Below are 26,783 nucleotides of genomic sequence, written 5' to 3'. Positions count from 1 at the left end.
GCCTCACAGCTCGAGGTGCATCACGTGCAGGCCGACCCGGCCGTGCGCGCGTGAGTCGAACGCCGCCGGCACGGTGCCGATCACGCGGAACCCGAGGCTCTCCCAGAGCCGGACGGCGACCGTGTTGGTCTCCACCACCGCGTTGAACTGGATCGCGGCGAAGCCCTGCTCGCGGTGCCAGGCGACCACGTGCTCGCCGAGGCGGCGACCGACGCCGCGCCCACGCGCGTCCGGGGCGACCATGAACGACGCCGTGCCGACGTGCGCGCCGCGACCCGGGCGGTTCTGGCCCATCGTCGCGCTGCCGAGCAGCCGCCCGGGCTCGTCGTCGTCCTCGAGCACGACCGTGAGACCGGGCGGGCGCATCGTCCAGAGGTCGCGGGCCTGCTCGCTGGTGAGGTCGAGGGGGTAGGCGTAGGTCTCGCCGGCGGCGACGACGTCGCGGAAGAACGGCCACACGCGGGGCCAGTCGTCCGGCGTCATCGGCCGGATGCCGCCGCTCACGCGCCGGTCCCCGGGTGCCGCCGGACGGCGGTCGGGTCGGCGACGGGGGGCGGGCCGGTGCGGACGTGCTCGGGGAGCCTCACCCGGGTGACGCTAGCCCGCGCCGGCGAGCGCAGCCTCAGCCCCCGAAGCCTGCGACCCCGAAGGCGAGGTGGCACGGCACCACCAGCGCGCCGGCGCACAACGCGGCACGGCGCAGCAGCACGGGACGGTGGACGGTGCTCGCGAGGACCAGCACGCCAGCCGTGCCGGTGAGGACGGCGGTGCCGGGGGTGTCGAGCCGCAGCCACGCCTCGGCGACGAGGACCGCCGAGGCGAGCCCGAGACCCGCGGCCGCCGGCCAGGTGTCGCCGGCGCGCGACCAGACCCCGGCGACCCCGAACCCGACACCGGCGACGACGCCGAAGAACGCCCACGCCAGCGACGACGCCGCGACGAGCGAGGACGGCGAGGCCAGGTCGACCGCGATCGCCGCCACGTAGTAGGCCTCGACCGCCACGACGAGGAACACCGCGCCCGCGGCCGCGCCGACGGCCGCCGTGGGCGCCAGCACCCGCGCCAGCGCGAAGGCCGCCACGGCCCAGACCGCCGAGGAGTTGGCCAGGTTCGCCCACGGGTAGGGCAGCGTCGTCTGGAGCAGGAGGTCCACCACGCCGAGCGCGATGCCGAGCGCCACGGCGAGGGACAGCGCGGAGGCGGCGGACCGGTCGTCGGCCCGGAGCGGGGAGGAGGTGCGGGGGCCGGGCTGGAGCAGCGTCATGCCCCGAACCTACGAAGCCCGGACGCCGCCGACCTCCACCTCAGGTACCGCTGCCGGCGCCCCGGGTGCCGGGCACCCGGTCGGTGATGCAGTACCGCGACCCGGCCGGGTCGACCAGCACGGTGAAGCCGCGGTCGGGTCCCGACGGGGTCGGACCGGGGGTGGCTCCGAGCGCGAGGTGCCGCTCGACCTCGGCCGCCCGGTCGTCGGCGGCCAGGTCGAGGTGGATCCCCGGCGGCCGCTCTTCGTCGAGGCGCTGGAGCAGCAGGCGCAGCGGCATCCCGGGGGCGTCGAGCCGGCGGAACTCCGCGCCGCTCGCCGGGGTCGGGTCGAAGCCGGTCAGCTCCTGCCAGAACGCGCACTCGGCGTCGTGGGCCGCCGGCCCGACGTCGAGGCAGACCTGGTCGACCTGCGAGCGGCCACCGGGCCACGACCCCGGCGTGGCCGGCACCGGCCGGGCCGACCCCGGCTCGGGGACCAGGCAGAACGTCAGGCCGGCGAGGCTCTCCAGGACCACGTAGCCCCGGTCGGCGACCACGCTCGCGCCGAGCCGGACCGCCCGCTCGGCTGCCGCCCACGGGTCGGCGACGTGCAGGTCGAGGTGGACGTCGGACCGCCCGGCCCGCAGGCACTGCAGCCGCAGGTGGGCGTCGCCGTCGGCGGGCACCAGCGTCGCGAACTCGTCGTGGCGCCCACGGCTCGGCGAGACCTCGCAGCCCGTGACACCGGCCCAGAACACCACCCCGCGCTCGAAGTCGTCGGGCGCCAGGTCGAGGAAGGCGGTCAGCCAGGTCGGCCCGGCCCCGGTCGGCGTCGCGGCGCTCGTCGCGTCAGTCGTCATGACCTCACCGTAGGTCGACCCACCGCTCCCCCACCACGAGCGCCTCGGCCGCGCCGCCGGAGAGCTCGGCGACGAGCGCGTGGACGGCGTCCTCCTCCGCGGGCGGCACGCCGAGCCGGAGCGTCACCGCGGCGCCGTACGCCGTGTCGAGGACGACGACCCCCCGGCCCCGCAGGTCGCTCTCCACCCGCCCGGCGACGTCGTGCCCGACCTCGAGCGCGAGCTCACGGAGCAGCCCGCGACGCAGGGTGCCGGCCTCGTCGACGGCGGCGCGGACCGCGTCGCCGTAGGCCCGCACCAGCCCGCCGGCGCCGAGCAGGGTGCCGCCGAACCAGCGGGTGACCACCGCGACGACGTCGGCCAGCCCGTGCCCGCGGAGCACCTCGAGCATCGGCGCCCCCGCGGTGCCGGACGGCTCGCCGTCGTCGCTGGAGCGCACCACCTGTCCGCCGCCCGGCGGTCCCAGCACGAACGCCGAGCAGTGGTGCCGGGCGTCGTGGTGGGCGCGACGCAGGCGGTCGACGACGGCGCGGGCGGCGTCCTCGTCCTCGACCCGCTCGAGCGTGCAGAGGAAGCGCGACCGCCGGGCCTCGGTCTCGGCCTGGGTGTCGCGGGCGATCGTGAGGTACGAGCCGGCGCTCACCACAGGCCGACGACCCCGCCGCCGATCCGGACGGCGAAGCCCGCGACCACGACGATGAAGAAGGCGCGCACGAAGCCCGCGCCCCTCGCGATGGCGGTCCGGGCGCCCAGGTAGCCGCCCACCAGGTTGGCCGCGCCGAGGGTCAGGCCCACGTGCCACAGCACGGCGCCCTGCGGGACGAAGACGCACAGGGCGGCCAGGTTGGTCGCCCAGTTCGCCAGCCGCGCCTTGGCGCTGGCCTCGAGGAAGTTGTAGCCGAGCAGCCCCACGAGCAGGAAGACGAAGAAGCTCCCGGTGCCCGGGCCGAGGGCGCCGTCGTAGAACCCGACGCCGAGGCCGGTGAGCACCGCCATCAGCGTGTGCCGGTGGCCGCCGAAGCGCAGCGTGGTCTCGTCGCCGAGGTCGGGCTTGACCACGACGTAGGTGCCGACCAGCACCAGCACCACCAGGACGATCGGGTCGAAGGCGCTGCGGGGGATGTGGCTGGCGACGAACGCGCCGAGCACCGAGCCGGTGAAGGCGAACCCCATCAGCGGCAGGAACGTGCGGGGGTCCGGGCGCACCCGTCGGTAGTAGGTGATCGAGCTGACCGACGTCCCGCAGATCGAGCCGAGCTTGTTGGTGGCCAGGACCTCGACGGGGCTCGCGCCCGGGAGGCCGAGGAGCAGCGCCGGCAGCTGGACCAGCCCGCCGCCGCCGACCACCGCGTCGACGTACCCGGCGACCAGGCCGGCCAGCGCCAGCAGCGCGAGCACGGTCAGGGTCGGCTCGCTCACCGGCTCACCGTAGTGGTGGGCCGTAGCGTGGCCGGGTGCGCATCGTCTCCCTCCTCCCCTCCACCACCGAGATCCTCTTCGCCGTCGGCGCCGGCGACGACGTCGTCGGGGTCACCTTCGAGTGCAACCACCCGCCGGAGGCCCGACGGCGCCGGATCGTGTCGACGTCGTCGATGCCCGAGGGCCTGACGCCGGCCGCGATCGACGCCCACGTGGCCGCGGCCGTCGCCCGGGGCGAGGACCTCTACCGCCTCGACGCCGGCGCCCTGGCCGACCTCGACGCCGACCTCGTGGTCACCCAGGACCTCTGCGCGGTGTGCGCCATCGACGTCACCCTCGTCGACGACGCCCTGGCCCACCTCGGCTGCACCGCCGACGTGCTCACCCTCGACCCGCACACCCTCGACGACGTCCTCGCCTCGGTGCTCCGGCTCGGGGAGGCCACCGGCCGGCTCCCGGCGGCGCAGGGGCTCGTGGCCGACCTGCGCAGGCGCCTGGACGTCGTCCGGGAGGGGGTCGCGCGGGCCGCGGACCGGCCGCGGGTCGTCGTCCTGGAGTGGACCGACCCGCCGTACGCCCCGGGGCACTGGATCCCGGAGATGGTCACCCTGGCCGGCGGCGAGTGCGTGCTGGGCGTCGCGGGCGAGAAGTCGACCCGGGTGCCGTGGTCGGCCGTCCTCGACGCCCGGCCGGACGTCGTCGTGGTCGCGCCGTGCGGCTACGACCGTGCGGGGGCGCAGGCCCAGGCCGACGCGCTGGTGGCGGCGGGCACGCTCCCGGACGGCGTCCTCGTGCACGCCGTGGACGCCGACGCGATGTGGGCCCGGCCGGGACCCCGCCTGGTCGACGGGATCGAGGAGCTGGCCGGGGTGCTGCGCCGGCACCGCGACGAAGCTCGTGGGACCCAGGAGGTTTAGACCGGGGCCGCGAAGCCTAAGGTGTTTCCGACCCCATTCACTCGTTCTAAGGGATTTCGCATGCGCATGTTCCGCACCATCGCTGCCGTGGCCGCCCTGGTCATGGCCGCCACGATGACCTCGCTGGTCGCCTCGCCGTCGACCGCCGCCGCCCCGTCCGCCGACCGGTTCTCCGCGTCGTCGGCCGCCCCGGCCGCCAAGGCGGCCCTGCCGCGCCACAAGATGAAGAGCGTCCGCGGGGTGGAGACCGGCGGCGGCAAGTTCGCCGCCCTCGGCAAGATCCCCACGTTCAAGAACAAGAAGGTCCTCCTCCGGAAGGCCGTCAGCAAGAACAAGCCGTTCCGCGCCTACAAGTCCGCCCGCACCAACGGCAAGGGCAAGTTCCGCATCGCCTTCGACGGCCGGATCGGCAACTGCTTCGAGGTCGTCGCCGCGAAGACGCCGCGCAACGCCCGGACCGCCAAGGTCATCGGCTGCATCATCCCCGGCTGACGTTCGCGACAGCCCAGCACGACCAGCACGACCAGCACGTAACCGAGGCCCGTTCCTCCGTCGATCGACGGAGGAGCGGGCCTCGTGCCGTGCCGGGGCCGGCTCAGTCGTCGCCGACCCAGGAGCCGCGGCCCCCGAGCCAGTCGCCGTAGTGCGACCGGAGGCCGGACATGATCCCGCCCGATCCCCCGGGTCGGCCGGCATCGCGCGAGCCGAGGTAGGAGCCGACGACGGCGGCGCCGAGGTCGTCGAGCTCGGGGCTCACCACCCGCCCGTCGACCCGCTGGGCCATCTGCTCGATGAACCGGGCCAGGCCGGGGTCGTCCCCGAGCCGGAAGAACGTCGTCTGCGCCCCCATCCGGCGCGAGTTGTCGAGCTCGCGGACGGCGTGGGCGATCGTCATCGGGTGCGGCGGGTAGGAGAAGTAGACCTCGCCGCTGGCCTCGAGGTGCGAGGTCGGCTCGCCGTCGGTGACGACGAGCAGCACGGGCTGGGCGTTCGGGTGCTTGCGGAAGTGCCGGTTGGCCAGCAGCAGGGCGTGGTGCAGGTTGGTGCCCTTGTCCCACATCGCGTCGAGCGCGGTGAGCTGCTCGATGTCCATCACCTCCGCCTGCCGCCCGAAGCCGATGAGCTGGAGGTGGTCACCGCGGAACCGGGTGCGGATCAGCGTGTGCAGCGCCAGCGCGGTCCGCTTCATCGGCACCCACCGGCCGTCCATCGCCATCGAGAACGACGTGTCGACCAGCAGCGCGACGGCGGCCTGCGTGCGCGCCTCGGTCTCCTGCACCTCGACGTCGTCGATGGCCAGCGCGCGCCGGTCGGTCGGGTCGGTCGCGCGCCGGCGGACGCCGTTGAGCACCGAGCGCGGGATGTCCCACGGCTCGGTGTCGCCGAACTGCCACTCGCGGGTCGCCCCCGAGCGCTCCCCCGAGGCACCCGCCCTGTCGAGGTCGCGCTGGCCCTGCCGGCCGCTGAGCTTCTGCGCGACGTCGCGCAGCAGCGCCTTGCCGAGCTGGCGCATCGCCTTCGGCGTCAGGCTGAGCTGGCCGTCGGACCCGCGACGCAGGGTGCCGCCGTCGCGCAGCGCCTTCTCCAGCTGCTGGAGGGTGCGGGCGTCGACGGCGGCCTCGTCACCGAGCTGGCGGGACAGTGCGTCGAGGTCGAGGTCGTCGAGCCGCGCCCCGCCGTAGGACTGGGCGAGCTGCTCCGAGAGCTGGTCGAGGTCGGCGAGGTCCTGGAAGACCCCGGTGCCGTCGCCGAGCCCGACCCCCTCGCCGCCCTCGCCCATCTGCTCCGAGCCGCCCCAGTCCTCGCCGGGACGCAGCGACTGCAGGTTGGAGTCGAGCTGCGCGAGCTGGTCCATCAGCTCGGGCGACCCGAACGCCTGGGCGCTGAGCTCCATCAGCTCCTGGCGCTGCTCGGGCGACATCGAGTTGAGCATCCGCTGGGCGGCCGCGGCCCGCTGGGCCATCGTGTCCAGCAGCTCCTCGAGGTTCTCCGGGCCCTCCGGGAAGTACTCCCCGTGCTCGGCCATGAAGTCGTCGAAGTCCTGCTGGGTGTCCTCGCCGCGCCGGTGCTTGTCGAGCAGCTCGTTGAGGTCGCCGAGCATCTCCTGGACGGCGGCGCGGTCGGCCTCCGAGGCGTTCTCGAGCGCCTGCTTCATGCCGGCGAAGCGCTGGTCGAGCAGCTCACGACCGAGGAGGTCCTTGATCTTCTCGAAGTCCTCGCGGGCCTGGCTGCTCTGCCAGTCGTAGCCGCCGAGCTCGCTGACCGCGGCGGCGGTGTTGGGCGGCAGGTTGTCCATCTGCATCTCGCGCAGGGCGCGGTCGCCGTCGTCCATCATCGCGTCGCGCGCCAGCTGCTTGCGCTCCTCGAGGACGGCGTTGTCGAGCAGCTCGCGGACCTCCTGCAGCGTGCCGTCGAGGTCGTGCTGCTCCAGCAGCTCCCGGCGCCGCTCGGCGACCCGGCGGGCGAGGTCGTCGAGCCCGCGCTGGTCCTGGCCACCGCGGCGCAGGAACTCCCGCATCGCGCGCTCGGGGCTGTAGCCGGCCATCACGTCCTCGCCGATGGCGTCGAGCGCCTCGGCCAGGTCGACCGGCGGGGCGAGCGGGTCGCCGCCGTCGTACTTCTTGAACCGGTTCGAGCGCGTCCTAGCCATAGACCGTCTCGGATCCGTCGGAGTCCTTGCCGATCTTGCGGGCGAGGTAGAGGCCCTCGAGCGCGAGCTCGATGGCGCCGGCGCGGGTGCCGTCGTCGGAGGCGCCGAGACGGTCGCAGATGTCGTCGTACAGCTCGGACTCGCCGAGCACCGGCAGGCCGGTGAGGAAGTCGCGGGCGGTGACCTGCTCGCCGGTGGTGACCATGGCGCCGTTCTCGATGGCGGCCACGAGGACGCCGAGGTCGAGGCCGCGGAAGTGCGCCCGGACGGTCTCTGCGGTCGCGGTGCGGAGCAGGTGGGTGAGGACCTCGTCCTCGCGCCCCTCCTCGCCGGTCTCGAACTCGATCTTGCCGCCGAGGACGTCGACGGCGGTCTCGAGGTCGACCACCCGGGCCACCGCGTCGTCCTCGTGCTGGACGGTCGCGCGGTGCAGCGCGGCGGCGGCGATCGTCTCGGCGCCGGCGATCGCGAAGCGGGCCGAGACGCCCGAGCGCTGGTCGACCGACGACGACTCCCGCAGCTGGCGGGTGAAGCGGGCCAGGATCTCGACGAGGTAGTCGGGGACGTCGGCGACCAGGTCGGCCTCCTGGCGGATGACGGCGATCTCCGCGTCCAGCTCGGTCGGGTAGTGCGTGCGGATCTCGGCGCCGAAGCGGTCCTTGAGCGGGGTGATGATCCGGCCGCGGTTGGTGTAGTCCTCGGGGTTGGCGCTGGCCACGACGAGGACGTCGAGCGGGAGCCGCACGACGTACCCGCGGATCTGGATGTCGCGCTCCTCCATCACGTTGAGCATCGCCACCTGGATCCGCTCGGCCAGGTCGGGCAGCTCGTTGATCGCCACGATGCCGCGGTGGCTGCGCGGGATCAGGCCGAAGTGGATGGTCTCGGGGTCGCCGAGCGAGCGGCCCTCGGCGACCTTCATCGGGTCCACGTCGCCGATCAGGTCGGCGACGCTGGTGTCGGGGGTGGCGAGCTTCTCGGCGTACCGCTCGTCGCGGTGGCGCCACTCGACCGGCAGCCGGTCGCCCTCCTCCGTCGCGCGGCGACGGGACTCGTGGGTGATCGGCTCGAAGGGGTGCTCACCGAGGTCGGAGCCGGCGAGGACCGGCGTCCACTCGTCGAGCAGGCCAACCATGGTGCGCAGCAGCCGGGTCTTGCCCTGGCCGCGCTCACCGAGCAGGACGATGTCGTGGCCCGCGATGAGGGCCCGCTCGAGCTGCGGGACGACGGTGTTCTCGAAGCCGTGGAGGCCGGGCCAGGGATCCTCCCCGGCGGCCAGCTTGGCCAGCAGGTTGTCGCGGATCTCGGTGCGGAGGGACTTCTGGACGTGCCCGGCGGCGCGCAGCTCGCCGAGGGTGGAGATGGTGGGTCGAGTCACCATTTCACGCTACTCCCGCGGTCCGAACGCGGTCCCCCGGCAGGGCTCCGAAGCGGCTCCGTCGGCGAGGCGGACGCCTGGTTCGACGGGTGCCGGCGCGATGATGGGGCCCGTGAGCCTGCGACCCGACTGCCCCTGCGGCACCGGCGCGACGTACGACGCCTGCTGCGGCCGCCTGCACCGCGGTGCCGCCCAGGCCGGGACGCCGGAGGAGCTGATGCGCTCCCGGTACGCCGCGTACGCCGTCGGCGACGGCGGCTACGTCTGGCGCACCTGGCACCCCCGCACCCGCCCCCTCGACGTGAACCCCGACCCGACCCTGCGCTGGACCGGTCTCGTCGTCGAGGACGCCTCGGGCGACGAGGTCGAGTTCACCGCGACATTCGAGCAGGACGGCCGCCCCGGCCGCCTCCACGAGCGCAGCCGCTTCGAGCACCGCGCCGGCCGCTGGTTCTACCTCGACGCCCTCCCCGACCCCACCCGAGGTTGATCCAACGACCCCCGCCGAAACCGGCACCGCCGGAGGTTGAGCAAGCGAGCCCCGGAGAAACCGGCACCACCGGAGGTTGAGCAAGCGAGCCCCAGCGAGCGCCGACGAAACCGGCACCACCGGAGGTTGAGCAAGCGAGCCCCAGCGAGCGCCGACGAAACCGGCCGACGTCCGGAGGTTGAGCAAGCGAGCCCCAGCGAGCGCCGACGAAACCCCCGGCCGAGGACGCCGACTCAACCACCGCCCTCGCTCCCACCGGAGGTTGAGCAAGCGAGCCCCGGCGAGCGCCGACGAAACCCCCGGGCCGAGGACGCCGACTCAACCACCGTCCTCACCCCCACCCGCAGCAGGCGCGGACGGCGGCGCAGGGCGACCTCGTCCGCGGGCGAGGCCGGGCAACTGGTCGTGCTCGCCGGCGATCAGCGCCTGCTTCTTCGCGCGGCTCCACCCCTGGATCTGCTTCTCGAACCGGAACGCGTCCTCGACCCGCGGGAACTCGGCGTGCCAGACGAGCCGCACCGGTCGACGTCCAGGACGGCGGGTGTAGCGGGAGCCGAGGCCGAGGTTGTGCTGGGACTCGCGGGTCTCCAGCGGTTGGGTCGTGCTGCCGGCGTAGTAGGAGCCGTCCGCGCACTCGAGGAGGTAGGTCCAGGCCATGCGTCACCGGTGCCCGGTCGGGGTGCGGGCTGAAACTGCAGGTGTGCGTGCCTGTGGATGGGGGGGCTGGGCGCGCGGCTGGCCGGGGTTTCGTCGGCGCTCGCTGGCGCTCGCTTGATCAACCTTCGGCGGGGTGGGACCGGTTTCGTCGGCGCTCGCTGGCGCTCGCTTGCTCAACCTCCGGCGGGGTGGGACCGGTTTCGTCGGCGCTCGCTGGCGCTCGCTTGCTCAACCTCCGGCGGGGTGGCTGGCGCGGGCGGAGCGGTTCGGCAGGTTTCGTCGGCGCTCGCTGGCGCTCGCTTGCTCAACCTCCGGCGGGGTGGCTGGCGTGGACGGAGCGGTTCGGCAGGTTTCGTCGGCGCTCGCTGGCGCTCGCTTGCTCAACCTCCGGCGGGGTGGGACCGGTTTCGTCGGCGCTCGCTGGCGCTCGCTTGCTCAACCTCCGGCAGCGCGGGACCGGTTTCGTCGGCGCTCGCTGGCGCTTGCTTGCTCGACCTCCGGCGTGGGTTTCGCGGGGGCTCGCTTGCTCACCCTCCGGTGAGGACGGCGAGCACGGGTGCGTAGGGGGCGAGGGCCTGGACGTCGTTGGCGAGGACGCGGAAGAGCAGGGCGCGAAGCATCGCCTGGCGCTCCCGGGCCGTCGTCCACCGCTGGAGCACGGACAGCGGGGCGTCCGCGGCCAGCACGGCGTCGAGGACGGCGAGCGCCTCGGCCCAGAGGGTCGGGCGCCAGGCCGGGGTGACGTCGAGGACGACCGGGGCGCCGGCGGCGTCGAGGAGCACGTTGCCGTGGAGGGCGGTGTGGACGAGCTGGTCGGGACCCAGCGGGGTGTCGTCGAGCAGGGGCGCGACACGACCGGCCACCGGACCGGACAGCTCCCCCACCGCCCCGAACGCCGCCCGCTCGGCCAGCGCCGCGCGGTCGGTGCGGGCGGCGAGCGCGGCCGGGGGCCGGCCGACCACGGAGGCGAGCTCGGCGTGCAGCAGGCGCCCGGCGGCCAGGGTGACGTCGAGGTCGTCGCAGCCGGTCGTGCCCGGCTCGTAGCGGCTGGCGCCCCACCCCGCGACCACCCACGCCCCGTCCCGCGCCGGCACCGGCATGGCGATGCGCAGGTCGCGCGGACGCCGGGTCGGGCTCTCGTCGAGCCGCACGGCGAGCCGGGCCAGCACCGGGTTGAGCCAGGCCGCCGTCGCCTCGTCGCGCCCGGGTGAGAGCACCAGGTCGCCGGCGCGCACGCTGCGACCCGAGCCGCCCGGCAGCGGCTCCACGACGTGGGGCACGGCGAAGAGGTCGAGGACCTCGGTGGGGGGCGAGCTCACCCCACGACCGTAACCGGGGTGCGGCCGGACGTCGCGGTCAGGCGACGCCGCTCACGGGTCGCTGACGAAGCCCTCCGACTTGAGCCAGTCGAAGGCGACGTCCTCGGGCTCGCGGCCGTCGACGTCGATCTCGGCGTTGAGCTCCTTCATGACCTCGTCGGTGAGCTTCTCGGTGACCGGTGCCATCAGGTCCTCGATCTCGGGGTGGTCCTCCAGGAGGCCCGAGCGGACGACGAGCGAGACGTTGTAGTTGGGGAAGTAGGCCTTGTCGTCCTCGAGCACCTGGAGGTCGAGGGCCAGGATCCGGCCGTCGGTCGTGAAGACCTCGCCGAGCAGGCACTGCCCGGACGCGGTCGCGTCGTAGATGGCGCCGGTCTGGTAGGTCTGCAGGTTGCCGCTCGGGACCTCGTTGCCCAGCGGGATGCCGTAGGCCTTGAGCATGCCCTCGAGACCGTCGGCGCGGTTGCGGAACTCCGACTCCACGCAGAACGTGCGCTCGGCCTTCGGCACCTTCTGCTTGATCTCGGAGAGCTTGGTGATGCCGTACTTCTCCTGGCTGGCCTTCGTGACCGCGAAGGCGTAGGTGTTGTTCATCGGCGCCGGGGGGAGCCAGTCGAGGCCGTTGACCTCGAGGTCCTCCTCGCGGACGGCGTCGTACTGCTCCTCCTTGCCCTGCACCGGCTTGGGGTGCCCCAGGTAGACCAGCCACCCGGTGCCGGTGTACTCCCACATGGCGTCGACGTCGCCCTCGACGTGGGCCTGGCGGGCGGGCGCGCTGCCGGGGATGTTGGTGAGGTCCTCGGTGTCGGCGCCGGCCGCCTTGAAGAGGATCAGCGCCATCTTGCCGAGCAGGATGTTCTCGGAGAAGTTCTTCGACCCGACGGTGATCGGGACGCCGTCGAGGCGCGGGGCGTCGGCGAGCGGGCCCGCGAGCTGGGCGTCTGGGACGAAACCGCCCGCGGTGCCCAGCCCGCAGCCGGCGGTGGTGGTGACGACGGCCCCGGCGGCCGCGGCGGCCAGGACGTTCCTGAGGCGGGTCCTCATCAGACTCCCTTCGGCCGGGCCAGGAACTCCAGCACCCGGCCGAGCCACTCGACGAACAGGGCCAGGAGCGCGACCAGCAGGGCGCCGGCGACGATCAGCTTGGGCAGGAACAGCGAGATCCCGGTCTGGATGATCGCGCCGAGACCCCCGCCATTGATGAACGTCGCCAGGGTCGCGGTGCCGACCACCAGCACGAGCGAGGTGCGGACGCCGGCCATGATCACCGAGAGCGCCAGCGGCAGCTCGACGCGCAGCAGCACCGAGCCGGCCGACATGCCGAGCCCGCGCCCGGCCTCGACCAGGGTGGGGTCGACGCCGTCCAGGCCGACGATGGTGTTGCGCAGCACGGGCAGCAGCCCGTAGAGGGTCAGGGCGAGCACGGAGGTCCAGAAGCCGTAGCCGAGCCAGATCGCCAGCAGCACGATGAGGCCGATCGACGGGGCACCCTGCCCGATGTTGGCGAAGCCGACGACGAGCGGGGAGAACTTGCGCAGCCCGCTGCGGGTCAGGGCGATGCCGAGCGGGACGGCGATCGCGACGACGAGCACCGACGAGGTCACGGTGAGCTTGACGTGCTGCCACAGCAGGCTGCGGATCTCGGTCCAGGCGAGCTGGCGCAGCTCGGTCTCGGTGAACTCCGCGCTCTGGCGCCACACGACGAACGCGGCGAAGGCGATGAGGACCAGGGCCGGCGGCACCGTGAGCATGAGCAGGGTCTCGCGGTCGACCCGGCGACCCCGCTTCTTGCCGGCCTCCGGCTCGGCCTCCATCACGATGCCGGTGGGCTCCTCGCGCACCGGGGCCCTGGTGTCAGCCACGGGCCTGCTCCTCCAGGGAGCGGATGTGGTCGGTCACGGCGTCGAAGACGACCACGCCGAGGTACTGGTCGCGGTCACCGGTGACGACGGCGCCGCCGTGGCTGGAGCTGAGCATGGTGTCGAGCGCGTCGTTGAGCGTGGCGCGCTGGTCGAGGTTGACCAGGTCCTCGGTCGGCTCGAGGACGACGTCGCCCTTGAGCTGGCGCAGCCACGGCCAGCCCACGGGGCGGTTGCGGCTGTCGAGCACGATGACCGAGCGGTCGCCGTTGGCCTCGGCCCGGCGCTTGACCTCCGCGACCTGCTCCCCCACCACGGCGGTGGTCGGCCGGCGCAGCTCGACCTCGCTCACCCGGGTCAGGCTGAGCTGCTTCAGCGAGGAGCCGGCGCCGACGAAGTCCTCGACGAACTCGTTGGCCGGCGCGCCCAGGATGACCTCGGGGGTGTCGTACTGGGCGACCTGCGCACCCTCCTGGAGGATCAGGATCCGGTCGCCGAGCTTGATGGCCTCGTCGATGTCGTGGGTGACGCAGACGATGGTCTTGCGCAGCTCGCGCTGGATGCTGAGCATCTCGTCCTGGAGCCGCTGGCGGGTGATCGGGTCGACGGCGCCGAACGGCTCGTCCATCAGGATCACCGGCGGGTCGGCCGCGAGGCCGCGGGCGACGCCGACGCGCTGCTGCTGACCGCCGGAGAGCTCGCGCGGGTAGCGGTCGCGGTAGCGGCTCGGGTCGAGCCCGACCAGCTCGAGGAGCTCCTCGACGCGGGTGCTGATCCGCTTGGCGTCCCAGCCGAGCAGCTTGGGCACCAGCGCGATGTTCTTGGCCACGGTCATGTGCGGGAAGAGGCTGCCGCCCTGGATGACGTAGCCGATCTTGCGGCGCAGCTCGTTCTCGCTCTGCCCGCGGATGTCCTCGCCGCCGATGCGGATCGTGCCCGAGGTCGGCTCGATGAGGCGGTTGATCATCTTCAGCGACGTCGTCTTGCCGCAGCCCGAGGGGCCGATGAACATCACGATCTCGCCGGCCGGGATCGTCAGCGACAGCGACTCGACGGCCGCGTTCTTCTGCCCCGGGTACTTCTTGACGACGTCCTCGAGGACGATCTCGGCGCCGCTGATGTCCGCGGTGCCCTGCTCGGGGGCCGGGCCGGGCTCGGACTCCTTGGTCAGGTCGGTGGTCATGCCCGGACTCCCTTCGAGATGGTCGCGCGGCCCAGGAGCAGCAGCACGAGGTCGGCGAGCAGCGCCACGACGACGACGCCGATCGTGCCGACCAGGGCGTAGTTGATGGCGTTGGCCCCACCGATCTGGGTGAGGCCCTTGAGGATGTAGGTGCCGAGACCGGGTCCGCCGACGTAGGCGGCGATCGCCGCGACGCCCATCGACATCTGCATGGAGACCCGGACGCCGGCCAGGATCACCGGCCAGGCGAGCGGGAGGCGCACCCGCAGCAGGGTGGTCAGCTCGCTCATGCCCATGCCGCGCGCCGACTCCAGCAGCGTCGCGTCGACCCCCTGGAGGCCGACGACGGCGTTGCGCAGCACCGGCAGCACCGCGTAGAACGCCACCGCGATGAACGCCGGCAGCGAGCCGAACGAGAAGAAGGTGAGCAGCAGGCTGACGAGGGCGAACGACGGGATGGTCAGCCCGATCGCGCTGAGGGCGTTGGCCGGCCCCTCGAGCCGCGGGACGCGGGTGATGAGCACGGCCAGCAGCACGGCGACGACGGTCGCGACGAGCACCGCCTGGACGACGAGGTTGGCGTGCTGGAAGGTGTTGTACAGCAGCGCCTCACGACGCTCGACGATGAAGTCCCACACGCTCTCGGTGCACCCCTCGAAACCCTCGGCGAAACGGAACTACCGACCCCATCACGAAGCCGGGCCGCCCAGGTCACCCCTGCGGGTGTCGCGCCGACGTCGGGCGGTTGGTCTCAGGCCCGGGCGAGGTGCGCGAGGAGGTCCTGGCGGGTGAGGACGCCGACCGGCTTGCCGTCCTCGTGCACCAGGACGGCGTCGGCCGACTCGAGCAGCGCGACGGCCGCGTCGGCGTCCTCGCCGGAGCCGATCGTCGGCAGCGCCGGCGACATGTGCTGCTCGACGGGGTCGGTCAGCCGGGCGTGGCCGGCGAACAGCGCGTCGAGCAGGGTGCGGTCGGAGACCGAGCCGGCGACCTCGGCGGCCACGATCGGGGGCTCGGCGCGGACCACGGGGATCTGCGAGACGCCGTACTCCTGGAGGATCGCGACGGCCTCGGCGACGGTCTCGCTCGGGTGGGTGTGCACGAGCTCGGGCAGGCGACCCGACTTGCCGCGCAGCACCTCGCCGACCGTCTGCGACGGCACCTGGTTGCCGCTGGAGAAGCCGTACTGGGCGAGCCACTCGTCGTTGAAGATCTTGGTGAGGTAGCCGCGGCCGGAGTCGGGCAGGATCACCACGATGACGGCGTCCTCGCCCTCGGGGGTCCCGGCCAGCTCGTGGGCGAGCGTGCGGGCGGCGTGGGCGGCCATGCCGCAGGAGCCGCCGACGAGCAGCGCCTCCTCGCGGGCCAGGCGCCGGGTGAAGGCGAAGGAGTCGGCGTCGCTGACCTCGATGACCCGGTCGGCGACACCGCGGTCGTAGGTCTCGGGCCAGAAGTCCTCGCCGACGCCCTCGACGAGGTACGGGCGGCCGGTGCCGCCGGAGTAGACCGAACCGGCGGGGTCGGCGCCGATCACCTTCACGTCGGGGTTCTGCTCCTTGAGGTAGCGCCCGACGCCGCTGATCGTGCCGCCGGTGCCCATCCCCGCCACGAAGTGGGTGATCCGGCCCTCGGTCTGCGCCCAGATCTCGGGTCCGGTCGTCTCGTAGTGCGAGCGCGGGTTGTGCGGGTTGGAGTACTGGTCGGGCTTCCAGGCCCCGGGCTGCGAGGCGAGCCGGTCGGAGACGTTGTAGTAGGAGTCGGGGTGCTCGGGGGCGACGGCGGTCGGGCAGACCACGACCTCCGCACCGTAGGCGCGCAGCACGTTGCGCTTGTCCTCGCTCACCTTGTCGGGGCACACGAACACGCAGCTGTAGCCCTTCTGCTGGGCCACCATCGCCAGACCCACGCCGGTGTTGCCGGACGTCGGCTCGACGATCGTCCCGCCGGGCTGCAGCGCCCCGGAGGCCTCCGCGGCCTCGATCATCCGGGTGGCGATGCGGTCCTTCACCGACCCACCGGGGTTGAGGTACTCGACCTTGGCCAGCACGAGGGGCCCGCCGGCGGACCCGTCGCCCGCGCCGGGCAGGTCGAGGGTCCGGGACAGCCGGACGAGCGGGGTGTTGCCGATGAGGTCCAGGACTGAGTTCGCGTACTCCACCCCCTCAAACTAGAGCCAATCCGTCGGGTTCGTAGGATCGGCACGTGGGGAAAGCGGGAGCGGCGCGCAAACTCGCGTCCGCGGCGGCGTTCGGGGGCGGTGGGCTCTCCCTGCTCGGCGCCGGCCTGTACGGCGTCCTGACCGCCGAGGCGAAGCTGGCCCGCAAGACGATCGGCGAGGCGTCCTCCGACCCCACCCCCGACGCCACCGGGTGGTACGGCCGCGGCCGGCCGGGTCCGGCGCTGAAGATCGCGCTCTTCGGCGACTCCAGCGCCGCCGGGTACGGCGTCGACCGCGTCGAGGAGGTCCCGGGCGCGCTGCTGGGCAGCGGTGTCGCCGAGCAGGGCGACCGCCGGGTCTACCTGCGCGAGTTCTGCAAGGTCGGCGCGGTCTCGGCCGACCTCGCGGGCCAGATCGACCGGGCCCTGCCCATCGAGCCGCACCTCGCCGTCATCCTGGTCGGCGCCAACGATGTCACCCACGTCACGATGCCGTCGCAGTCGGTCCGCCACCTCTCCGAGGGCGTGCGGCGGCTGCGGGAGGCCGGCGTCCACGTCGTCGTCGGCACCTGCCCCGACCTGGGCACCATCAAGCCGATCGCCCCGCCGCTGAAGCAGGTCGCGCGCGCCTGGTCGCGCCGGCTGGCCGCGGCCCAGACCATCGCGGTGATCAAGGAGGGCGGCCGCACGGTCTCGCTCGGCTCGGTCCTCGGCCCCGAGTTCCTGGCCGCCCCCGCCCTGCTGTTCGGGCCCGACCAGTTCCACCCCTCCGCCGAGGGCTACCGGGCCCTCGCGCGGATCCTGCTCCCGTCGGTGCTGGCCGGCCTCGGCCTGGCCCCCGACGAGGAGGCCCGCCCCGAGACCCACCGCGGCGAGGGCGTCATGCCGGTCGCCCGGGCGGCGATCCAGGCGGTCAACGAGCCCGGCACCGAGCTCGACGGGACCGAGGTCGGCGGCAACCGCGCCGGCGTCCGGGGCCTGTGGGTCGAGCTGCGGCACCGCCGCCGGCGTCCGCAGACGCGCGGCGAGGCGCCCCAGGACGCCGAGCACGGCGCTCCGTCGTCCGATCGCTGACCCGTCTCCCCGCGCCGCCCGCGGTGCCGACGCACGCGCCGACGCACGCAGGGCCCCGGACGTCGTCCGGGGCCCTGCGGTGACGCTGGTGGTGCGGGTGGTCAGTCCTGGCTGAAGAACGCCAGGATGCGCAGCAGGTTGGTGTAGATCCAGACCAGGCTCACGGTCATCGCGAACGCCGCGCGCCACGACTCGCGCTCGGGGAGCTGGTTTCGGATGCCCTGCTCGACGAAGTCGAAGTCCATGATCAGCATGAACACGCCGAGGACCAGGCCGGCGAACGCCGTCACCATGCCGAGGCCGCTGACGCCGAAGAGGCCGATCTGGGCACCGAAGAGGCTCAGGACGAGCTCCATCAGGCTGAGCCCGATCATGCCGAAGACGGCGGCCATCACGAACATCTTGAACTTCGCGCCGACCTGGATGTTGAACACCTTGTAGGCGGTCAGCGTGCCGGCGAAGGCGGCGAAGGTGCCGATGACGGCGCCGGACACGACCCCGTCGCCGAACTGGGCGTCGAAGGCCTTGCTGATCGCGCCCAGCGCGACGCCCTCGAGGGCGGCGAAGGCGAGGACCAGGGCCGGGCTGACGACCCGCTTGAACGAGTTCACCATCGACAGCGCGAAGGCGCCGAGGGCACCGAACATCGCGGCGCCGTAGATGGTGCCCAGCTCGGAGGAGGTGGTGAAGCCGTCGATGTCAGGGGTGAGGATCCAGGTCGCGAGCGCGGTCAGGATCACCACGCCCAGGGTGATCGCGGTCTTCTGGACCACCGAGTCGATCGACATGGCGCCGCCGCGGTTGGCGGGGGTCTGCCGGACGTCGTCGTAGCCGAAGGCGCCGCCGGCGGGGCTGGTCTGCCAGGTGGACGGCGACTGCTGGGCGTAGGTCTGCTGAGTCTGTCCGCCAGCCCGGTTGAACTCCTCCGAGCGACGGAAAACCGGGTTGTTGCTCTGCATGGTCTCTCCTTGGAGGCCGGTGGTGACCGTCCCTGTGACGGTTCACCCTCTGATCTGCCGTCAGTCTAGACGGCCGGTCACCTGGTTGAACGCGCGAGGCGGCGCAGAAAGTTCCGTTCTCAGCAGGTCTTCAGGCACCTGCCGGGCCGGCGGGTCAGGCGCGCCGCACGGCCCGGACGACGGTGTCGGTGACCTCGAGCTCGCGCCCGTCGTGGGTGATCGGGCGGGTCGGGGTCTCGGCGGCCACGACGTCCCACTGCGCCGGGTCGAGCAGCGAGGTGACGGCGTCGGGGCCGAAGAGCAGGTGGGAGAGCTCGGTGTTGCGCAGGCCGGTGTGGACGTCGTCGGGGTGGTGGGCCAGCACGACCAGCGAGCCGCCCGGGGCGACCGAGGCGATGAGCGCGGTGTAGACGGCCGCGAAGTCCTCCGGCGGCACGTGCACGTACGCCGCCGACACCAGGTCGAACCCGACCGGCAGCGCGTCGCCGGCGAAGACGTCGGCGCGCAGCCACGACGTCCGCTCCCCCACGCCGGCCTCGCGGGCGTGCTCCTCGGCCCGCTCCAGCGCGACGCCGGAGACGTCCACGCCGGTCACGGTCCAGCCGTGGGCGGCCAGCCAGACGGCGTCGGCACCCTCGCCGCAGCCCACGTCGAGGGCGGTGCCGGGCGCCAGCGCCTCGACCTGGTCGACGAGGCGCCGGTTCGGCTCGCCGGACCAGATGCGGTGGGAGGAGGCGTAGCGCTCGTCCCAGAACTCACGGGTGAACATGTCGCGGAGATCGGTCATGGGTCCACCGTCGCACTTCAGGTCGACCTGAGGACAAGTGCGCGCGGGTGAACCGGTCGTACGTCGTGCCCCCGGTGGGACTCGAACCCACACCTCGTCGCTTTTAAGGCGACTTCCTCTACCGGTTGGGATACGGGGGCCGGCTGCCTACAGGTAGGTCTGGCGAGCGTAGACGGCGTGGGCGCCGGCGACACGGTCCAGGAAGAGCAGGCCGGCGCAGTGGTCGATCTCGTGCTGGAGGGCGCGCGCCTCGAAGGCCGTGGCGGCCACCTCGACCACCTCGCCGGTGCCGGGCAGCGCGCCCCGGACCACGACGCGGGAGGCCCGCTTCACGTCGCCGGTGAGGTCGGGGACGCTCATGCACCCCTCGCGGCCCCGGTCGTTGCGGGAGGACTCGACGACCTCGGCGTTGCAGAGCACGAAGGTGCCGTGGTGCTCGCGGGTCTTGGGGTGCTCCGAGACGTCGACGCAGAACACGGTCACCGCGAGGCCCACCTGCGGGGCGGCCAGGCCCACGCAGCCGGGGCTGACCCGCATGGTGGCCACCAGGTCGGCGGCCAGCTGGACGACGGCCGGGTCGGTGGGGTCGACGGCACCGCCGGGCGTCGAGAGCACCGCGGCAGGCGCGCGGACGACGTCCAGCACGCGGCCCTCGACCCCCAGCTCGGCCTCGGTCCAGGCCCGCAGGCGCTCGGAGGCGGGTCGGGTGGCCGGCGGGCTGGCCGGTGGGGTGCTCACAGCTCGTCGGCGTCGGCGGGACGCAGCGTGGCACCCACGCCGAGGGCGCTCGCCGCACCCTTGATCGCCGCCTCGAGGGCGGCCTCGTCGGCCTCGAGGGGCAGGTCGATCTCCGCGACGAGCAGGTACAGGTCGCCGGCCAGGCGGGTGGTGAGGTCGGTGATGTTGCCGCCGACGCGGGCCACCTCGGCCACGACGGCCGACACGATCCCGGGCCGGTCGCCGCCGTGCACGGTCAGCACCCACGGCGCGCCGGGGCCACCGGCGGCGTCCTCGGCGGGCACCTCGCGCACGGTCACGCTGAGGGTGCCGTCGGTGGTCAGCGGGGCGAGCGCGGTGCGGATCTCGGCGTCCGAGGCGGCGCCGGCGCAGACCAGCGTCATCGCGAAGTGCCCGCGCAGCAGGGTCATCGTCGAGTCCTCGAGGTTGAGGCCCAGGCCGGCGATCCGGTCGGTGGTCTCGGCGATGATGCCGGGCCGGTCGTGGCCCAGGACGGTGATGGCGTAGGAGGTCGCGGGCTGGCTCACCGGGGAATCATCGCAGCCGCCCGGCCCAGGACGTCGTCCAGCATCGACTCGGTGAGCCGGCCGGTGAAGGTGTTCTGCTGGCTCGGGTGGTAGCTGCCCAGCAGCAGGACGTCGCCGTGCGGCCCGCCCAGCACCGCCTCGGCGCCGTGCCCGAAGCGGGGCTTCGGCGTCGGGACGCTCCAGCCGGCGCGGCGCACGGCGCGCAGGGCGGAGTCCCAGCCGATCGACCCGAGCGCCACCACCACCCGCACCGACGGCGCGACCAGGCGGAGCTCGGCGTCGAGCCAGGGCGCACACCGCTCCTTCTCCCCGGTGGTCGGCTTGTTCTCCGGTGGCGCGCACCGCACGGGCGCGGTCACCCGCGTGCCGAGCAGCCGCAGCCCGTCGTCGGCGTGCGTGCTGGTCGGCTGGTTGGCCATCCCGACGCGGTGCATCGAGGCGAAGAGCCAGTCGCCGGAGCGGTCACCGGTGAACATCCGTCCGGTGCGGTTGGCGCCGTGCGCGGCGGGGGCGAGCCCGACGACCAGCACGGCGGGGTCGCTGACGCCGAAGCCCGGCACCGGGCGCCCCCAGTACTCCTCGTCGGCGTACGCGGCGCGCTTCTCGGCCGCCACCTTCTCGCGCCAGCGCACCAGCCGCGGGCACCGGCGGCAGTCGACGAGGCGGGCGTCGAGCGCCTCGAGGGTGGACAGCGACCTCAGCCGAGCGACCACGCGATGCCGTCCAGGATGTCGGACTCGGACACGACGAGGTGCTCGGCGCCGGTGCGGGCCAGCACCCGCGCGAGGATCAGTGCGCCGACGCCGATGACGTCGGCGCGCCCGGGGTGCATCCACGGCAGCGCGCGGCGCTCGGCGACGGTCATCGCGACCAGGGCCTCGACGTGCGCGGCGACGTCGGGCACCGACAGCACCGCCTGGTCGATCGCCGCCCGGTCGTAGGCCGGCAGCCCGAGGACGCCGGCCGCGACCGTGGTGACCGTCCCGGCGACGCCCACCACGGTCACCGCGGCGCCCGCGTCGACGAGACACCCGTCGAGGGCGGCGTCGACGTCGGCGACGACGGCCGCGACCTCCGCGGCGGTCGGGGGGTCGTGGCGCACGTGGCGCTCGTGGAGGCGGACCGACCCGACGTCCATGGAGTGCGCGGCGTCCGGCGGCGCGCCGGGGGTGCGGCCGAGGACCAGCTCGGTCGAGCCGCCGCCGATGTCGACGACGAGCACCGGTGCCGCCGGGACGGAGGCGAGGTTGCGGACGGCGCCGTCGAAGGCCAGCGCGGCCTCCTCGGCCCCGGACAGCACCTCCGGCGCCACGCCGAGCCGCTCGCGGACGCCGGCGCGGAAGACGTCGGCGTTCGCGGCGTCGCGGGTGGCCGAGGTGGCGCAGAACCGGACCCGCCCGACCCCGTGCTCGCGGAGCAGGCCGGCGTACTCCTCGATCGCGGCGAAGGTGCGGGCCAGCGCCTCCTCGGCGAGGCGTCCGGTGCGGTCGACGTCCTGGCCGAGGCGGACCATGCGGGCCACGCGGACGACGTCGCGGTCACCGCGGCGCACCAGCAGCTTGATCGTGTTGGTGCCGCAGTCGATCGCGGCCAGCGGCTCGGAGCTCCGGGCCCGGACCTCAGTCATCGTGGGCGGTGGGGACGCAGGGGCCCGCGGCCCACCAGTCGCCGAGCCGCTCGAGGACCTCGTCGCCGAGCGGGTTGACGCCGGGTCCGGCGGCCAGCGCGTGGCCGGCCAGGACGTGCAAGCACTTCACGCGGTCGGGCATGCCGCCGGCCGAGACGCCGTCGATCTCGGGCACGTCGCCGAGGGTGGCCCGGAAGGCCAGGTAGGACTCGTGGGCCGCGCGGTAGGCCGCGGCGAGCTCCTCGTCGTCGCCGAGCCGGGCCTGCATCTCCTTCATCACGCCGCCGCCCTCGAGGGTCCCGATGAGGGACGCCGCGCGCGGGCAGGTGAGGTAGAAGGTGGTCGGGAACGGGTCGCCGTTCGGCAGCCGCGGCTCGGTGGTGACGACGTCGGGGTTGCCGCAGGGGCAGCGGTGCCCGACGCCGGCGATCGCCCGCGGCGGTCGCCCGAGCTGGGCGCGGATCGCCTCCTCGTCGGCCTGGTCGATCACGGGGAGCCCTCCTGGTCCGGTGCGCCGTCGGGCTCGTCGACGAGGGTCAGCGGCGGCGGGTCGGTCTTGCGGGGCGGGTCCCCGGCGATCTCCATCGTGGTCCAGGCGTCGTCCCACCAGGGCGGCGGGTCGCTCGGGTCGATGCTGTCGGGGTCGCTGAGCGAGCCCTCGACGTCGATCGGCTCGCCGCCGCGCAGCACGACGAAGGGCCGCTCCCCGGGCATCACGTAGCCGAAGCGGGCCCGCGCCTGCTGCTCGATGTAGGCGGGGTCCTCGAACTTCTGCTTCTCCTTCTCGAGGTCGGCGATCGTCGCCTCGCTCGCCGCGATCCGCTCCTGGGCGTCCTGGATGTGGTCGCGCTGCTGCAGGTAGGCCTTGAGCGAGGAGGCGTAGGAGACCGCCAGCACCGCCACGATCACCACCAGCACGGCGGCGCGGCTGGTGATCCGCGGACGCGGCCCCGCCGGGGCGGCGGCGGGCCTGGCGGGCCTGGCCGGCGTGGTGGGCCTGGTGGGCGCGGTCGACGACGGCCGACCGCCCGACCCGCGCGGGGCGGGTCGGGCGGTGGCGCGTGGCTTGCGGCCGCCGGGCGTCGTGCGGGGTCCGCGCGCGGGCGTGCGACGACCACCGGACTGCGACATGCCGATCATCCTCCCCCGGGGGAGGCCGCGATCAGCGCGCGAAACGCGGGAAAGCCGAAGCTCCTGCGTAGCGCGCGGCGTCGCCGAGCTCCTCCTCGATGCGGAGCAGCTGGTTGTACTTGGCGACGCGCTCGGAGCGCGCCGGGGCGCCGGTCTTGATCTGGCCGCAGTTGGTGGCCACGGCGAGGTCGGCGATCGTGGTGTCCTCGGTCTCGCCGGAGCGGTGGCTCATCATGCAGCGGAAGCCGTTGCGGTGCGCGAGGTCGACGGAGTCGAGGGTCTCGGTGAGCGAGCCGATCTGGTTGACCTTGACGAGCAGGGCGTTGGCGTTGCCACCGGTGATGCCGCGCTGCAGGCGCTCGACGTTGGTGACGAACAGGTCGTCGCCGACGATCTGGATCTTCGAGCCGAGCTGGTCGGTCATCGTCTTCCAGCCGTCCCAGTCGTCCTCGTCGAGCGGGTCCTCGATCGAGACGATCGGGAACGCCTCGCAGAGCTCGGCGTAGTAGGCGGTCATCTCCGCGCTGTTCTTGGAGCCGCCCTCGAAGGCGTAGGTGCCGTTGTCGTGGAACTCGCTGGCCGCGACGTCCATCGCGAGGGCGATGTCGGTGCCGAGCGACAGCCCGGCGGCCTCGACGGCCTCGGCGATCAGGTCGAGCGCGGCGCGGTTCGAGTCGAGGTTGGGCGCGAAGCCGCCCTCGTCGCCGAGACCGGTGGCCAGGCCCTTCTTCTTCAGCACCGACTTGAGCGCGTGGTAGACCTCCGCGCCCTGGCGCAGCGCCTCGCGGAAGGTCGGAGCGCCGATCGGGGCGATCATGAACTCCTGGACGTCGACGTTGGAGTCGGCGTGCGACCCGCCGTTGAGGATGTTCATCATCGGCACGGGCAGGACGTGGGCGTTCGGGCCGCCGACGTAGCGGTACAGCGGGAGCCCGGAGGAGTCGGCCGCCGCGCGGGCCACGGCCAGCGAGACGCCGAGGATGGCGTTGGCGCCGAGCTCGGCCTTGTTGGGGGTGCCGTCGAGGTCGAGCATGGTCTGGTCGATGAGGCGCTGGTCGTCGACCGTCATGCCCTCGACAGCCGGGGCGATCTTCGAGATCACCGCGTCGACGGCCTGCAGGACGCCCTTGCCGAGGTACCGGTCGCCGCCGTCGCGCAGCTCGACCGCCTCGAAGGCTCCGGTCGACGCGCCGCTGGGCACGGCGGCCCGGGCGAACGCGCCGTCGTCGAGGGCGACCTCGACCTCGACGGTGGGGTTGCCGCGCGAGTCGAGGATCTCGCGTGCTCCGACGGCTTCGATGGCTGCCACGGTGTGCTCCTGTGCTGGTGGGTCGTGATGACGAGTGGGGCCGCAGGGGCGGTCACCTCACCGTATCCGTCCGCGCCGACGCCCGCTCTCCCGGTCCGAGGTCCGGCCGGGAGTCGTAGGGAGGTCGCAAGGGTTAGCCCGGTTCCCGGCCCCCGCGCCGGAGGACACGGTGGACCCACCTCGTCCGGAGCACCCGGACGACCACGACATGGACGAACCCACCAGGAGACAACCATGCAGCACTCTCGTCGCCCCTTCCAGATCGCACTGGCTGCCGCCGCGGTCGTCGCCGCCGGCCTCGGCGGTGGCGTGATGCCGACGGCGTCCGGTGCCGACAGCGGGACCGGGGCACCCGGCGGAACGGTCAAGGCGGAGAACCCCCCGTCGTTCGAGGAGTTCGCCGCCACGACCCACCGCGACGACAAGGGCCTCTACATCGTCAACGGCGACGAGGCGCTGTCGGACCGCGCCGAGCTGCGGTCCTACTACGACCGGATGGTCGCCGACGGCGGCGCCCAGGGCGGTTCCACCAGCCTGATCGTCAACCAGGGTCCGTCCGGCGACGACCTGTGGAGCGCCTCCGAGGCCGGCAACCTGACCTACTGCGTCAGCGACGACTTCGGCGCCGACAAGGCCACCGTGGTCAGCGCGATGAGCTCCGGCGCGGCCACCTGGGAGGCCGAGGCGCCCTCGGTCGACTTCGTGTACGACTCCGCGGCCGACGCCGACTGCACCACGAGCAACGACGACGTGCTGTTCTCGGTGGAGCCGACCTCCGACACCTCGTTCATCGCCCGGGCGTTCTTCCCGAGCTCCTCGGACTACGAGATGAACGTGCTGGTCAACGCCGACTCGCTGGTCGGTTCGGGCTGGTCGCCGGCCAACATCATGGCCCACGAGCTCGGGCACACCCTGGGCTTCCGCCACGAGCACACCCGCCCGGAGTCCGGCACCTGCTTCGAGGACGACAACTGGCGCCCGCTCACCCCGTACGACTCGGCCTCGATCATGCACTACCCCCAGTGCAACGGGAGCTCGGAGGACCTCACCTTCTCCGCGACCGACGCCGAGGGCGTGAAGGAGGTCTACTGACCCCCGACCTCGCGCGACCCACGAACCACCCGGACCCCGGTGAGCGGCGCTCACCGGGGTCCGGTGCGTCCGGGTGGGTGCCGGCGCCGGCGCCGGCGCCGGCGCCGGCGCCGGCGCCGAGCATGATGAGCGCGTGACCGACCAGCCCGTCCTGGCCCGCCGCCTCGGCACGGGGGACGCCGTCGTCGTCGGCCTGACGGCGATGATCGGGGCCGGGGTCTTCTCGGTCTTCGCCCCGGCGGCCGAGGCGGCCGGCTCGCTGCTGCTGGTGGGGCTGGGCCTGGCCGCCGTCGTCGCCACCTGCAACGCCGTCGCCTCGGCGCAGCTGGCGTCGGCCCACCCGGCCTCGGGCGGCGCCTACCTCTTCGGTCGCGAGGTGCTCGGCCCGTGGTGGGGCTTCGTGGCCGGGTGGGGGTTCGTCGTCGGCAAGACGGCGTCGTGCGCGGCGATGGCGATGACCTTCGCCGCGTACGCCGTCCCGGGCGAGGAGTGGGTGCGCCGGCTCGCCGCGGTGGCCGCCGTGGTCCTGCTGACGGCCGCCACCGTGCGCGGCATCACCCGCACCGCCCTGCTCGCCCGGGTCCTGCTCGGCCTGACCGCCCTCACCCTCGTCGTCGCCCTCGTCGTGGTGGCGGGCGGCGACGCGGCTGCGCCGGCCGGCGGCTGGACGGCGACCGGCGGCCTCCCCGGGGTGCTGCAGTCGGCCGGCCTGCTCTTCTTCGCCTTCGCCGGCTACGCGCGGATCGCGACCCTCGCCGAGGAGGTCCGCACGCCGGAGACGCTCGGCCGCGCCGTGCTGGTGGCGCTCGGGGTCGTCGTCGTCCTCTACGCCCTGGTGGCCGTGGCCCTGCTGCACGTGCTCGGCGAGGGACTCGCCGGGTCGGGCGAGCCGGTGGCCGCGGCCGTCGAGGCGGCCGGAGCACCCTGGGCCGAGCCGGTGGTCCGGGTGGGCGCCGCGGCCGCCTCGCTCGGTGCGCTGCTGGCCCTGCTCGCCGGCATCGGACGCACGTCGCTCGCGATGGCCCGCGAGCGCGACCTGCCCTCGGGGCTGGCCGCCGTCCACCCCCGGCACCGGGTCCCCCACCACGCCCAGCTCGTCGTCGGCGCGGCGGTCGTCGGGCTCGTGCTGGTCGCCGACCTCCGGGGCGCGATCGGCTTCTCCTCCTTCGGCGTCCTCGTCTACTACGCCGTGGCCAACCTGGCCGCCCTGCGCCAGCCGGTCGCCGCACGGCGGTGGCCGCGCGCCGTCAACGTCACGGGGCTCCTGGGCTGCGTGGTCCTGGGCGCCTCCCTGCCGGTGCCGGCCGTCGTCGCCGGGCTCGCCGTGGTCGCCGTCGGGGTCGCCGGCCGCCTCGTCCGCCTGCGTGTCGACCGGCGGACGCGCTGACCCCGAGGCCGGCCGTGC

At 73.7% G+C, this 26,783-nt stretch carries 29 protein-coding genes and 1 tRNA gene; 6 read left to right on the top strand and 24 right to left on the bottom strand.

The features are described 5' to 3' along the window. Positions 1-3: 3 nt before the first annotated feature. The 5 genes from FE634_RS05660 to FE634_RS05640 form a co-directional block, all read right to left on the bottom strand. On the bottom strand, positions 4-504 hold the full coding sequence (locus tag FE634_RS05660) for a GNAT family N-acetyltransferase (RefSeq protein ID WP_262347593.1): 501 nt from the start codon (positions 502-504) through the stop codon (positions 4-6). Between the two features lie 118 nt (positions 505-622). After that, complete coding sequence (locus tag FE634_RS05655) at positions 623-1,264, bottom strand: DUF6518 family protein (RefSeq protein WP_148240409.1); 642 nt, start codon at positions 1,262-1,264, stop codon at positions 623-625. A gap of 40 nt (positions 1,265-1,304) precedes the next feature. Then, positions 1,305-2,105, bottom strand: a complete 801-nt coding sequence (locus tag FE634_RS05650; protein WP_138875323.1) for a VOC family protein — start codon at positions 2,103-2,105, stop codon at positions 1,305-1,307. Positions 2,106-2,109: 4 nt separating this feature from the next. Beyond that, entirely contained in the window at positions 2,110-2,748 is a 639-nt protein-coding gene (locus tag FE634_RS05645; RefSeq protein ID WP_137294167.1) for a YigZ family protein, read from the bottom strand. Continuing rightward, positions 2,745-3,524 (bottom strand): sulfite exporter TauE/SafE family protein, encoded by a 780-nt coding sequence (locus FE634_RS05640; protein ID WP_138875322.1) that lies wholly within the window; start codon positions 3,522-3,524, stop codon positions 2,745-2,747. Before FE634_RS05640 ends, FE634_RS05645 begins: the two co-directional genes overlap by 4 nt. Positions 3,525-3,559: 35 nt before the next feature. Here FE634_RS05640 and FE634_RS05635 point away from each other — a divergent pair, with 35 nt between their 5' ends. Both FE634_RS05635 and FE634_RS05630 read left to right on the top strand, forming a co-directional pair. After that, positions 3,560-4,441 carry a cobalamin-binding protein gene (locus tag FE634_RS05635; protein ID WP_138875321.1) on the top strand — a complete coding sequence of 294 codons (882 nt, stop codon included), beginning with the start codon at positions 3,560-3,562 and terminating at the stop codon, positions 4,439-4,441. Positions 4,442-4,501: 60 nt separating this feature from the next. Continuing rightward, a complete protein-coding gene (locus FE634_RS05630; RefSeq protein ID WP_138875320.1) occupies positions 4,502-4,933 on the top strand; it encodes a hypothetical protein in 432 nt (143 codons plus the stop codon). Positions 4,934-5,036: 103 nt separating this feature from the next. Here FE634_RS05630 and FE634_RS05625 read toward each other — a convergent pair whose 3' ends face one another. Further along, on the bottom strand, positions 5,037-7,091 hold the full coding sequence (locus tag FE634_RS05625) for a vWA domain-containing protein (RefSeq protein WP_137294171.1): 2,055 nt from the start codon (positions 7,089-7,091) through the stop codon (positions 5,037-5,039). Further along, on the bottom strand, positions 7,084-8,472 hold the full coding sequence (locus tag FE634_RS05620) for a sigma 54-interacting transcriptional regulator (RefSeq protein ID WP_148240408.1): 1,389 nt from the start codon (positions 8,470-8,472) through the stop codon (positions 7,084-7,086). The genes FE634_RS05625 and FE634_RS05620 overlap by 8 nt, the downstream gene beginning before the upstream one ends. 109 nt (positions 8,473-8,581) lie before the next feature. On the opposite strand from FE634_RS05620, the gene FE634_RS05615 reads away from it, so the two are divergent. Continuing rightward, on the top strand, positions 8,582-8,959 hold the full coding sequence (locus FE634_RS05615; protein ID WP_316043824.1) for a YchJ family protein: 378 nt from the start codon (positions 8,582-8,584) through the stop codon (positions 8,957-8,959). Positions 8,960-9,277: 318 nt separating this feature from the next. Here the strand turns inward: FE634_RS05615 and FE634_RS05610 are convergent, their stop codons facing one another. The 7 genes from FE634_RS05610 to FE634_RS05580 all read right to left on the bottom strand — a co-directional run bounded on the left by FE634_RS05610 (position 9,278) and on the right by FE634_RS05580 (position 16,135). After that, positions 9,278-9,616, bottom strand: coding sequence for a GIY-YIG nuclease family protein (locus tag FE634_RS05610; RefSeq protein WP_138875319.1), 339 nt, complete (start codon positions 9,614-9,616; stop codon positions 9,278-9,280). Positions 9,617-10,143: 527 nt separating this feature from the next. After that, the gene (locus tag FE634_RS05605; RefSeq protein WP_138875318.1) at positions 10,144-10,935 is read right to left on the bottom strand and encodes an aminoglycoside phosphotransferase; all 792 of its coding nucleotides are present in this window, start codon (positions 10,933-10,935) and stop codon (positions 10,144-10,146) included. Positions 10,936-10,986: 51 nt separating this feature from the next. Then, positions 10,987-11,979 (bottom strand): glycine betaine ABC transporter substrate-binding protein, encoded by a 993-nt coding sequence (locus FE634_RS05600; protein WP_137294175.1) that lies wholly within the window; start codon positions 11,977-11,979, stop codon positions 10,987-10,989. Further along, complete coding sequence (locus FE634_RS05595; RefSeq protein WP_262347592.1) at positions 11,979-12,797, bottom strand: ABC transporter permease; 819 nt, start codon at positions 12,795-12,797, stop codon at positions 11,979-11,981. Before FE634_RS05595 ends, FE634_RS05600 begins: the two co-directional genes overlap by 1 nt. Beyond that, entirely contained in the window at positions 12,790-13,977 is a 1,188-nt protein-coding gene (locus FE634_RS05590; protein WP_137294176.1) for an ABC transporter ATP-binding protein, read from the bottom strand. The genes FE634_RS05595 and FE634_RS05590 overlap by 8 nt, the downstream gene beginning before the upstream one ends. Beyond that, positions 13,974-14,615 carry an ABC transporter permease gene (locus tag FE634_RS05585; RefSeq protein WP_137294177.1) on the bottom strand — a complete coding sequence of 214 codons (642 nt, stop codon included), beginning with the start codon at positions 14,613-14,615 and terminating at the stop codon, positions 13,974-13,976. The genes FE634_RS05590 and FE634_RS05585 overlap by 4 nt, the downstream gene beginning before the upstream one ends. Positions 14,616-14,728: 113 nt before the next feature. Beyond that, positions 14,729-16,135 carry a cystathionine beta-synthase gene (locus FE634_RS05580; RefSeq protein WP_137294178.1) on the bottom strand — a complete coding sequence of 469 codons (1,407 nt, stop codon included), beginning with the start codon at positions 16,133-16,135 and terminating at the stop codon, positions 14,729-14,731. Positions 16,136-16,179: 44 nt separating this feature from the next. Between FE634_RS05580 and FE634_RS05575 the strand changes: the two genes are divergently transcribed. Further along, complete coding sequence (locus tag FE634_RS05575; protein ID WP_137294179.1) at positions 16,180-17,208, top strand: SGNH/GDSL hydrolase family protein; 1,029 nt, start codon at positions 16,180-16,182, stop codon at positions 17,206-17,208. A 101-nt stretch (positions 17,209-17,309) separates the two neighbouring features. On the opposite strand, the gene FE634_RS05570 is transcribed toward FE634_RS05575, so the two are convergent. The 10 genes from FE634_RS05570 to eno all read right to left on the bottom strand — a co-directional run bounded on the left by FE634_RS05570 (position 17,310) and on the right by eno (position 24,286). Further along, entirely contained in the window at positions 17,310-18,167 is an 858-nt protein-coding gene (locus tag FE634_RS05570) for a Bax inhibitor-1/YccA family protein (protein WP_138875316.1), read from the bottom strand. A gap of 154 nt (positions 18,168-18,321) precedes the next feature. After that, positions 18,322-18,954 carry a class I SAM-dependent methyltransferase gene (locus tag FE634_RS05565; protein ID WP_137294181.1) on the bottom strand — a complete coding sequence of 211 codons (633 nt, stop codon included), beginning with the start codon at positions 18,952-18,954 and terminating at the stop codon, positions 18,322-18,324. A 66-nt stretch (positions 18,955-19,020) separates the two neighbouring features. Beyond that, positions 19,021-19,094, bottom strand: a tRNA-Leu gene (locus FE634_RS05560). Positions 19,095-19,101: 7 nt separating this feature from the next. Next, on the bottom strand, positions 19,102-19,692 hold the full coding sequence (locus FE634_RS05555; RefSeq protein WP_262347591.1) for a peptide deformylase: 591 nt from the start codon (positions 19,690-19,692) through the stop codon (positions 19,102-19,104). Beyond that, complete coding sequence (locus tag FE634_RS05550; protein ID WP_138875315.1) at positions 19,689-20,219, bottom strand: glycine cleavage system transcriptional repressor; 531 nt, start codon at positions 20,217-20,219, stop codon at positions 19,689-19,691. The genes FE634_RS05555 and FE634_RS05550 overlap by 4 nt, the downstream gene beginning before the upstream one ends. Continuing rightward, positions 20,216-20,932, bottom strand: coding sequence for a uracil-DNA glycosylase (locus FE634_RS05545; protein WP_262347590.1), 717 nt, complete (start codon positions 20,930-20,932; stop codon positions 20,216-20,218). Before FE634_RS05545 ends, FE634_RS05550 begins: the two co-directional genes overlap by 4 nt. Next, positions 20,917-21,846 (bottom strand): Ppx/GppA phosphatase family protein, encoded by a 930-nt coding sequence (locus tag FE634_RS05540; RefSeq protein WP_138875314.1) that lies wholly within the window; start codon positions 21,844-21,846, stop codon positions 20,917-20,919. Before FE634_RS05540 ends, FE634_RS05545 begins: the two co-directional genes overlap by 16 nt. After that, on the bottom strand, positions 21,839-22,336 hold the full coding sequence (locus tag FE634_RS05535) for a DUF501 domain-containing protein (RefSeq protein WP_137294184.1): 498 nt from the start codon (positions 22,334-22,336) through the stop codon (positions 21,839-21,841). The genes FE634_RS05540 and FE634_RS05535 overlap by 8 nt, the downstream gene beginning before the upstream one ends. Beyond that, a complete protein-coding gene (locus FE634_RS05530; protein ID WP_138875313.1) occupies positions 22,333-22,977 on the bottom strand; it encodes an FtsB family cell division protein in 645 nt (214 codons plus the stop codon). The genes FE634_RS05535 and FE634_RS05530 overlap by 4 nt, the downstream gene beginning before the upstream one ends. A gap of 31 nt (positions 22,978-23,008) precedes the next feature. After that, positions 23,009-24,286 (bottom strand): phosphopyruvate hydratase, encoded by a 1,278-nt coding sequence (eno, locus tag FE634_RS05525; protein WP_138875312.1) that lies wholly within the window; start codon positions 24,284-24,286, stop codon positions 23,009-23,011. Positions 24,287-24,520: 234 nt separating this feature from the next. Between eno and FE634_RS05520 the strand changes: the two genes are divergently transcribed. Beyond that, complete coding sequence (locus FE634_RS05520; protein WP_138875311.1) at positions 24,521-25,378, top strand: M12 family metallo-peptidase; 858 nt, start codon at positions 24,521-24,523, stop codon at positions 25,376-25,378. A 133-nt stretch (positions 25,379-25,511) separates the two neighbouring features. Further along, complete coding sequence (locus FE634_RS05515) at positions 25,512-26,765, top strand: APC family permease (protein WP_138875310.1); 1,254 nt, start codon at positions 25,512-25,514, stop codon at positions 26,763-26,765. Positions 26,766-26,783: the final 18 nt, after the last annotated feature.

Origin of the sequence: Nocardioides sp. S-1144, assembly GCF_005954645.2 — a bacterium.
GTDB lineage: Bacteria > Actinomycetota > Actinomycetes > Propionibacteriales > Nocardioidaceae > Nocardioides > Nocardioides dongxiaopingii.
Note: the sequence above shows the minus strand (reverse complement) of the source record. Positions and strands in the feature narration are given on the sequence as shown.

Bases quoted from the DNA above. Each gene is read 5' to 3' on its own strand.
- FE634_RS05655 (WP_148240409.1), bottom strand. From the start codon at position 1,264: ATGACGCTGCTCCAGCCCGGCCCCCGCACCTCCTCCCCGCTCCGGGCC.
- FE634_RS05650 (WP_138875323.1), bottom strand. From the start codon at position 2,105: ATGACGACTGACGCGACGAGCGCCGCGACGCCGACCGGGGCCGGGCCG.
- FE634_RS05630 (WP_138875320.1), top strand. From the start codon at position 4,502: ATGCGCATGTTCCGCACCATCGCTGCCGTGGCCGCCCTGGTCATGGCC.
- FE634_RS05625 (WP_137294171.1), bottom strand. From the start codon at position 7,091: ATGGCTAGGACGCGCTCGAACCGGTTCAAGAAGTACGACGGCGGCGAC.
- FE634_RS05620 (WP_148240408.1), bottom strand. From the start codon at position 8,472: ATGGTGACTCGACCCACCATCTCCACCCTCGGCGAGCTGCGCGCCGCC.
- FE634_RS05610 (WP_138875319.1), bottom strand. From the start codon at position 9,616: ATGGCCTGGACCTACCTCCTCGAGTGCGCGGACGGCTCCTACTACGCC.
- FE634_RS05600 (WP_137294175.1), bottom strand. From the start codon at position 11,979: ATGAGGACCCGCCTCAGGAACGTCCTGGCCGCCGCGGCCGCCGGGGCC.
- FE634_RS05590 (WP_137294176.1), bottom strand. From the start codon at position 13,977: ATGACCACCGACCTGACCAAGGAGTCCGAGCCCGGCCCGGCCCCCGAG.
- FE634_RS05570 (WP_138875316.1), bottom strand. From the start codon at position 18,167: ATGCAGAGCAACAACCCGGTTTTCCGTCGCTCGGAGGAGTTCAACCGG.
- FE634_RS05565 (WP_137294181.1), bottom strand. From the start codon at position 18,954: ATGACCGATCTCCGCGACATGTTCACCCGTGAGTTCTGGGACGAGCGC.
- FE634_RS05540 (WP_138875314.1), bottom strand. From the start codon at position 21,846: ATGACTGAGGTCCGGGCCCGGAGCTCCGAGCCGCTGGCCGCGATCGAC.
- FE634_RS05530 (WP_138875313.1), bottom strand. From the start codon at position 22,977: ATGTCGCAGTCCGGTGGTCGTCGCACGCCCGCGCGCGGACCCCGCACG.
- FE634_RS05520 (WP_138875311.1), top strand. From the start codon at position 24,521: ATGCAGCACTCTCGTCGCCCCTTCCAGATCGCACTGGCTGCCGCCGCG.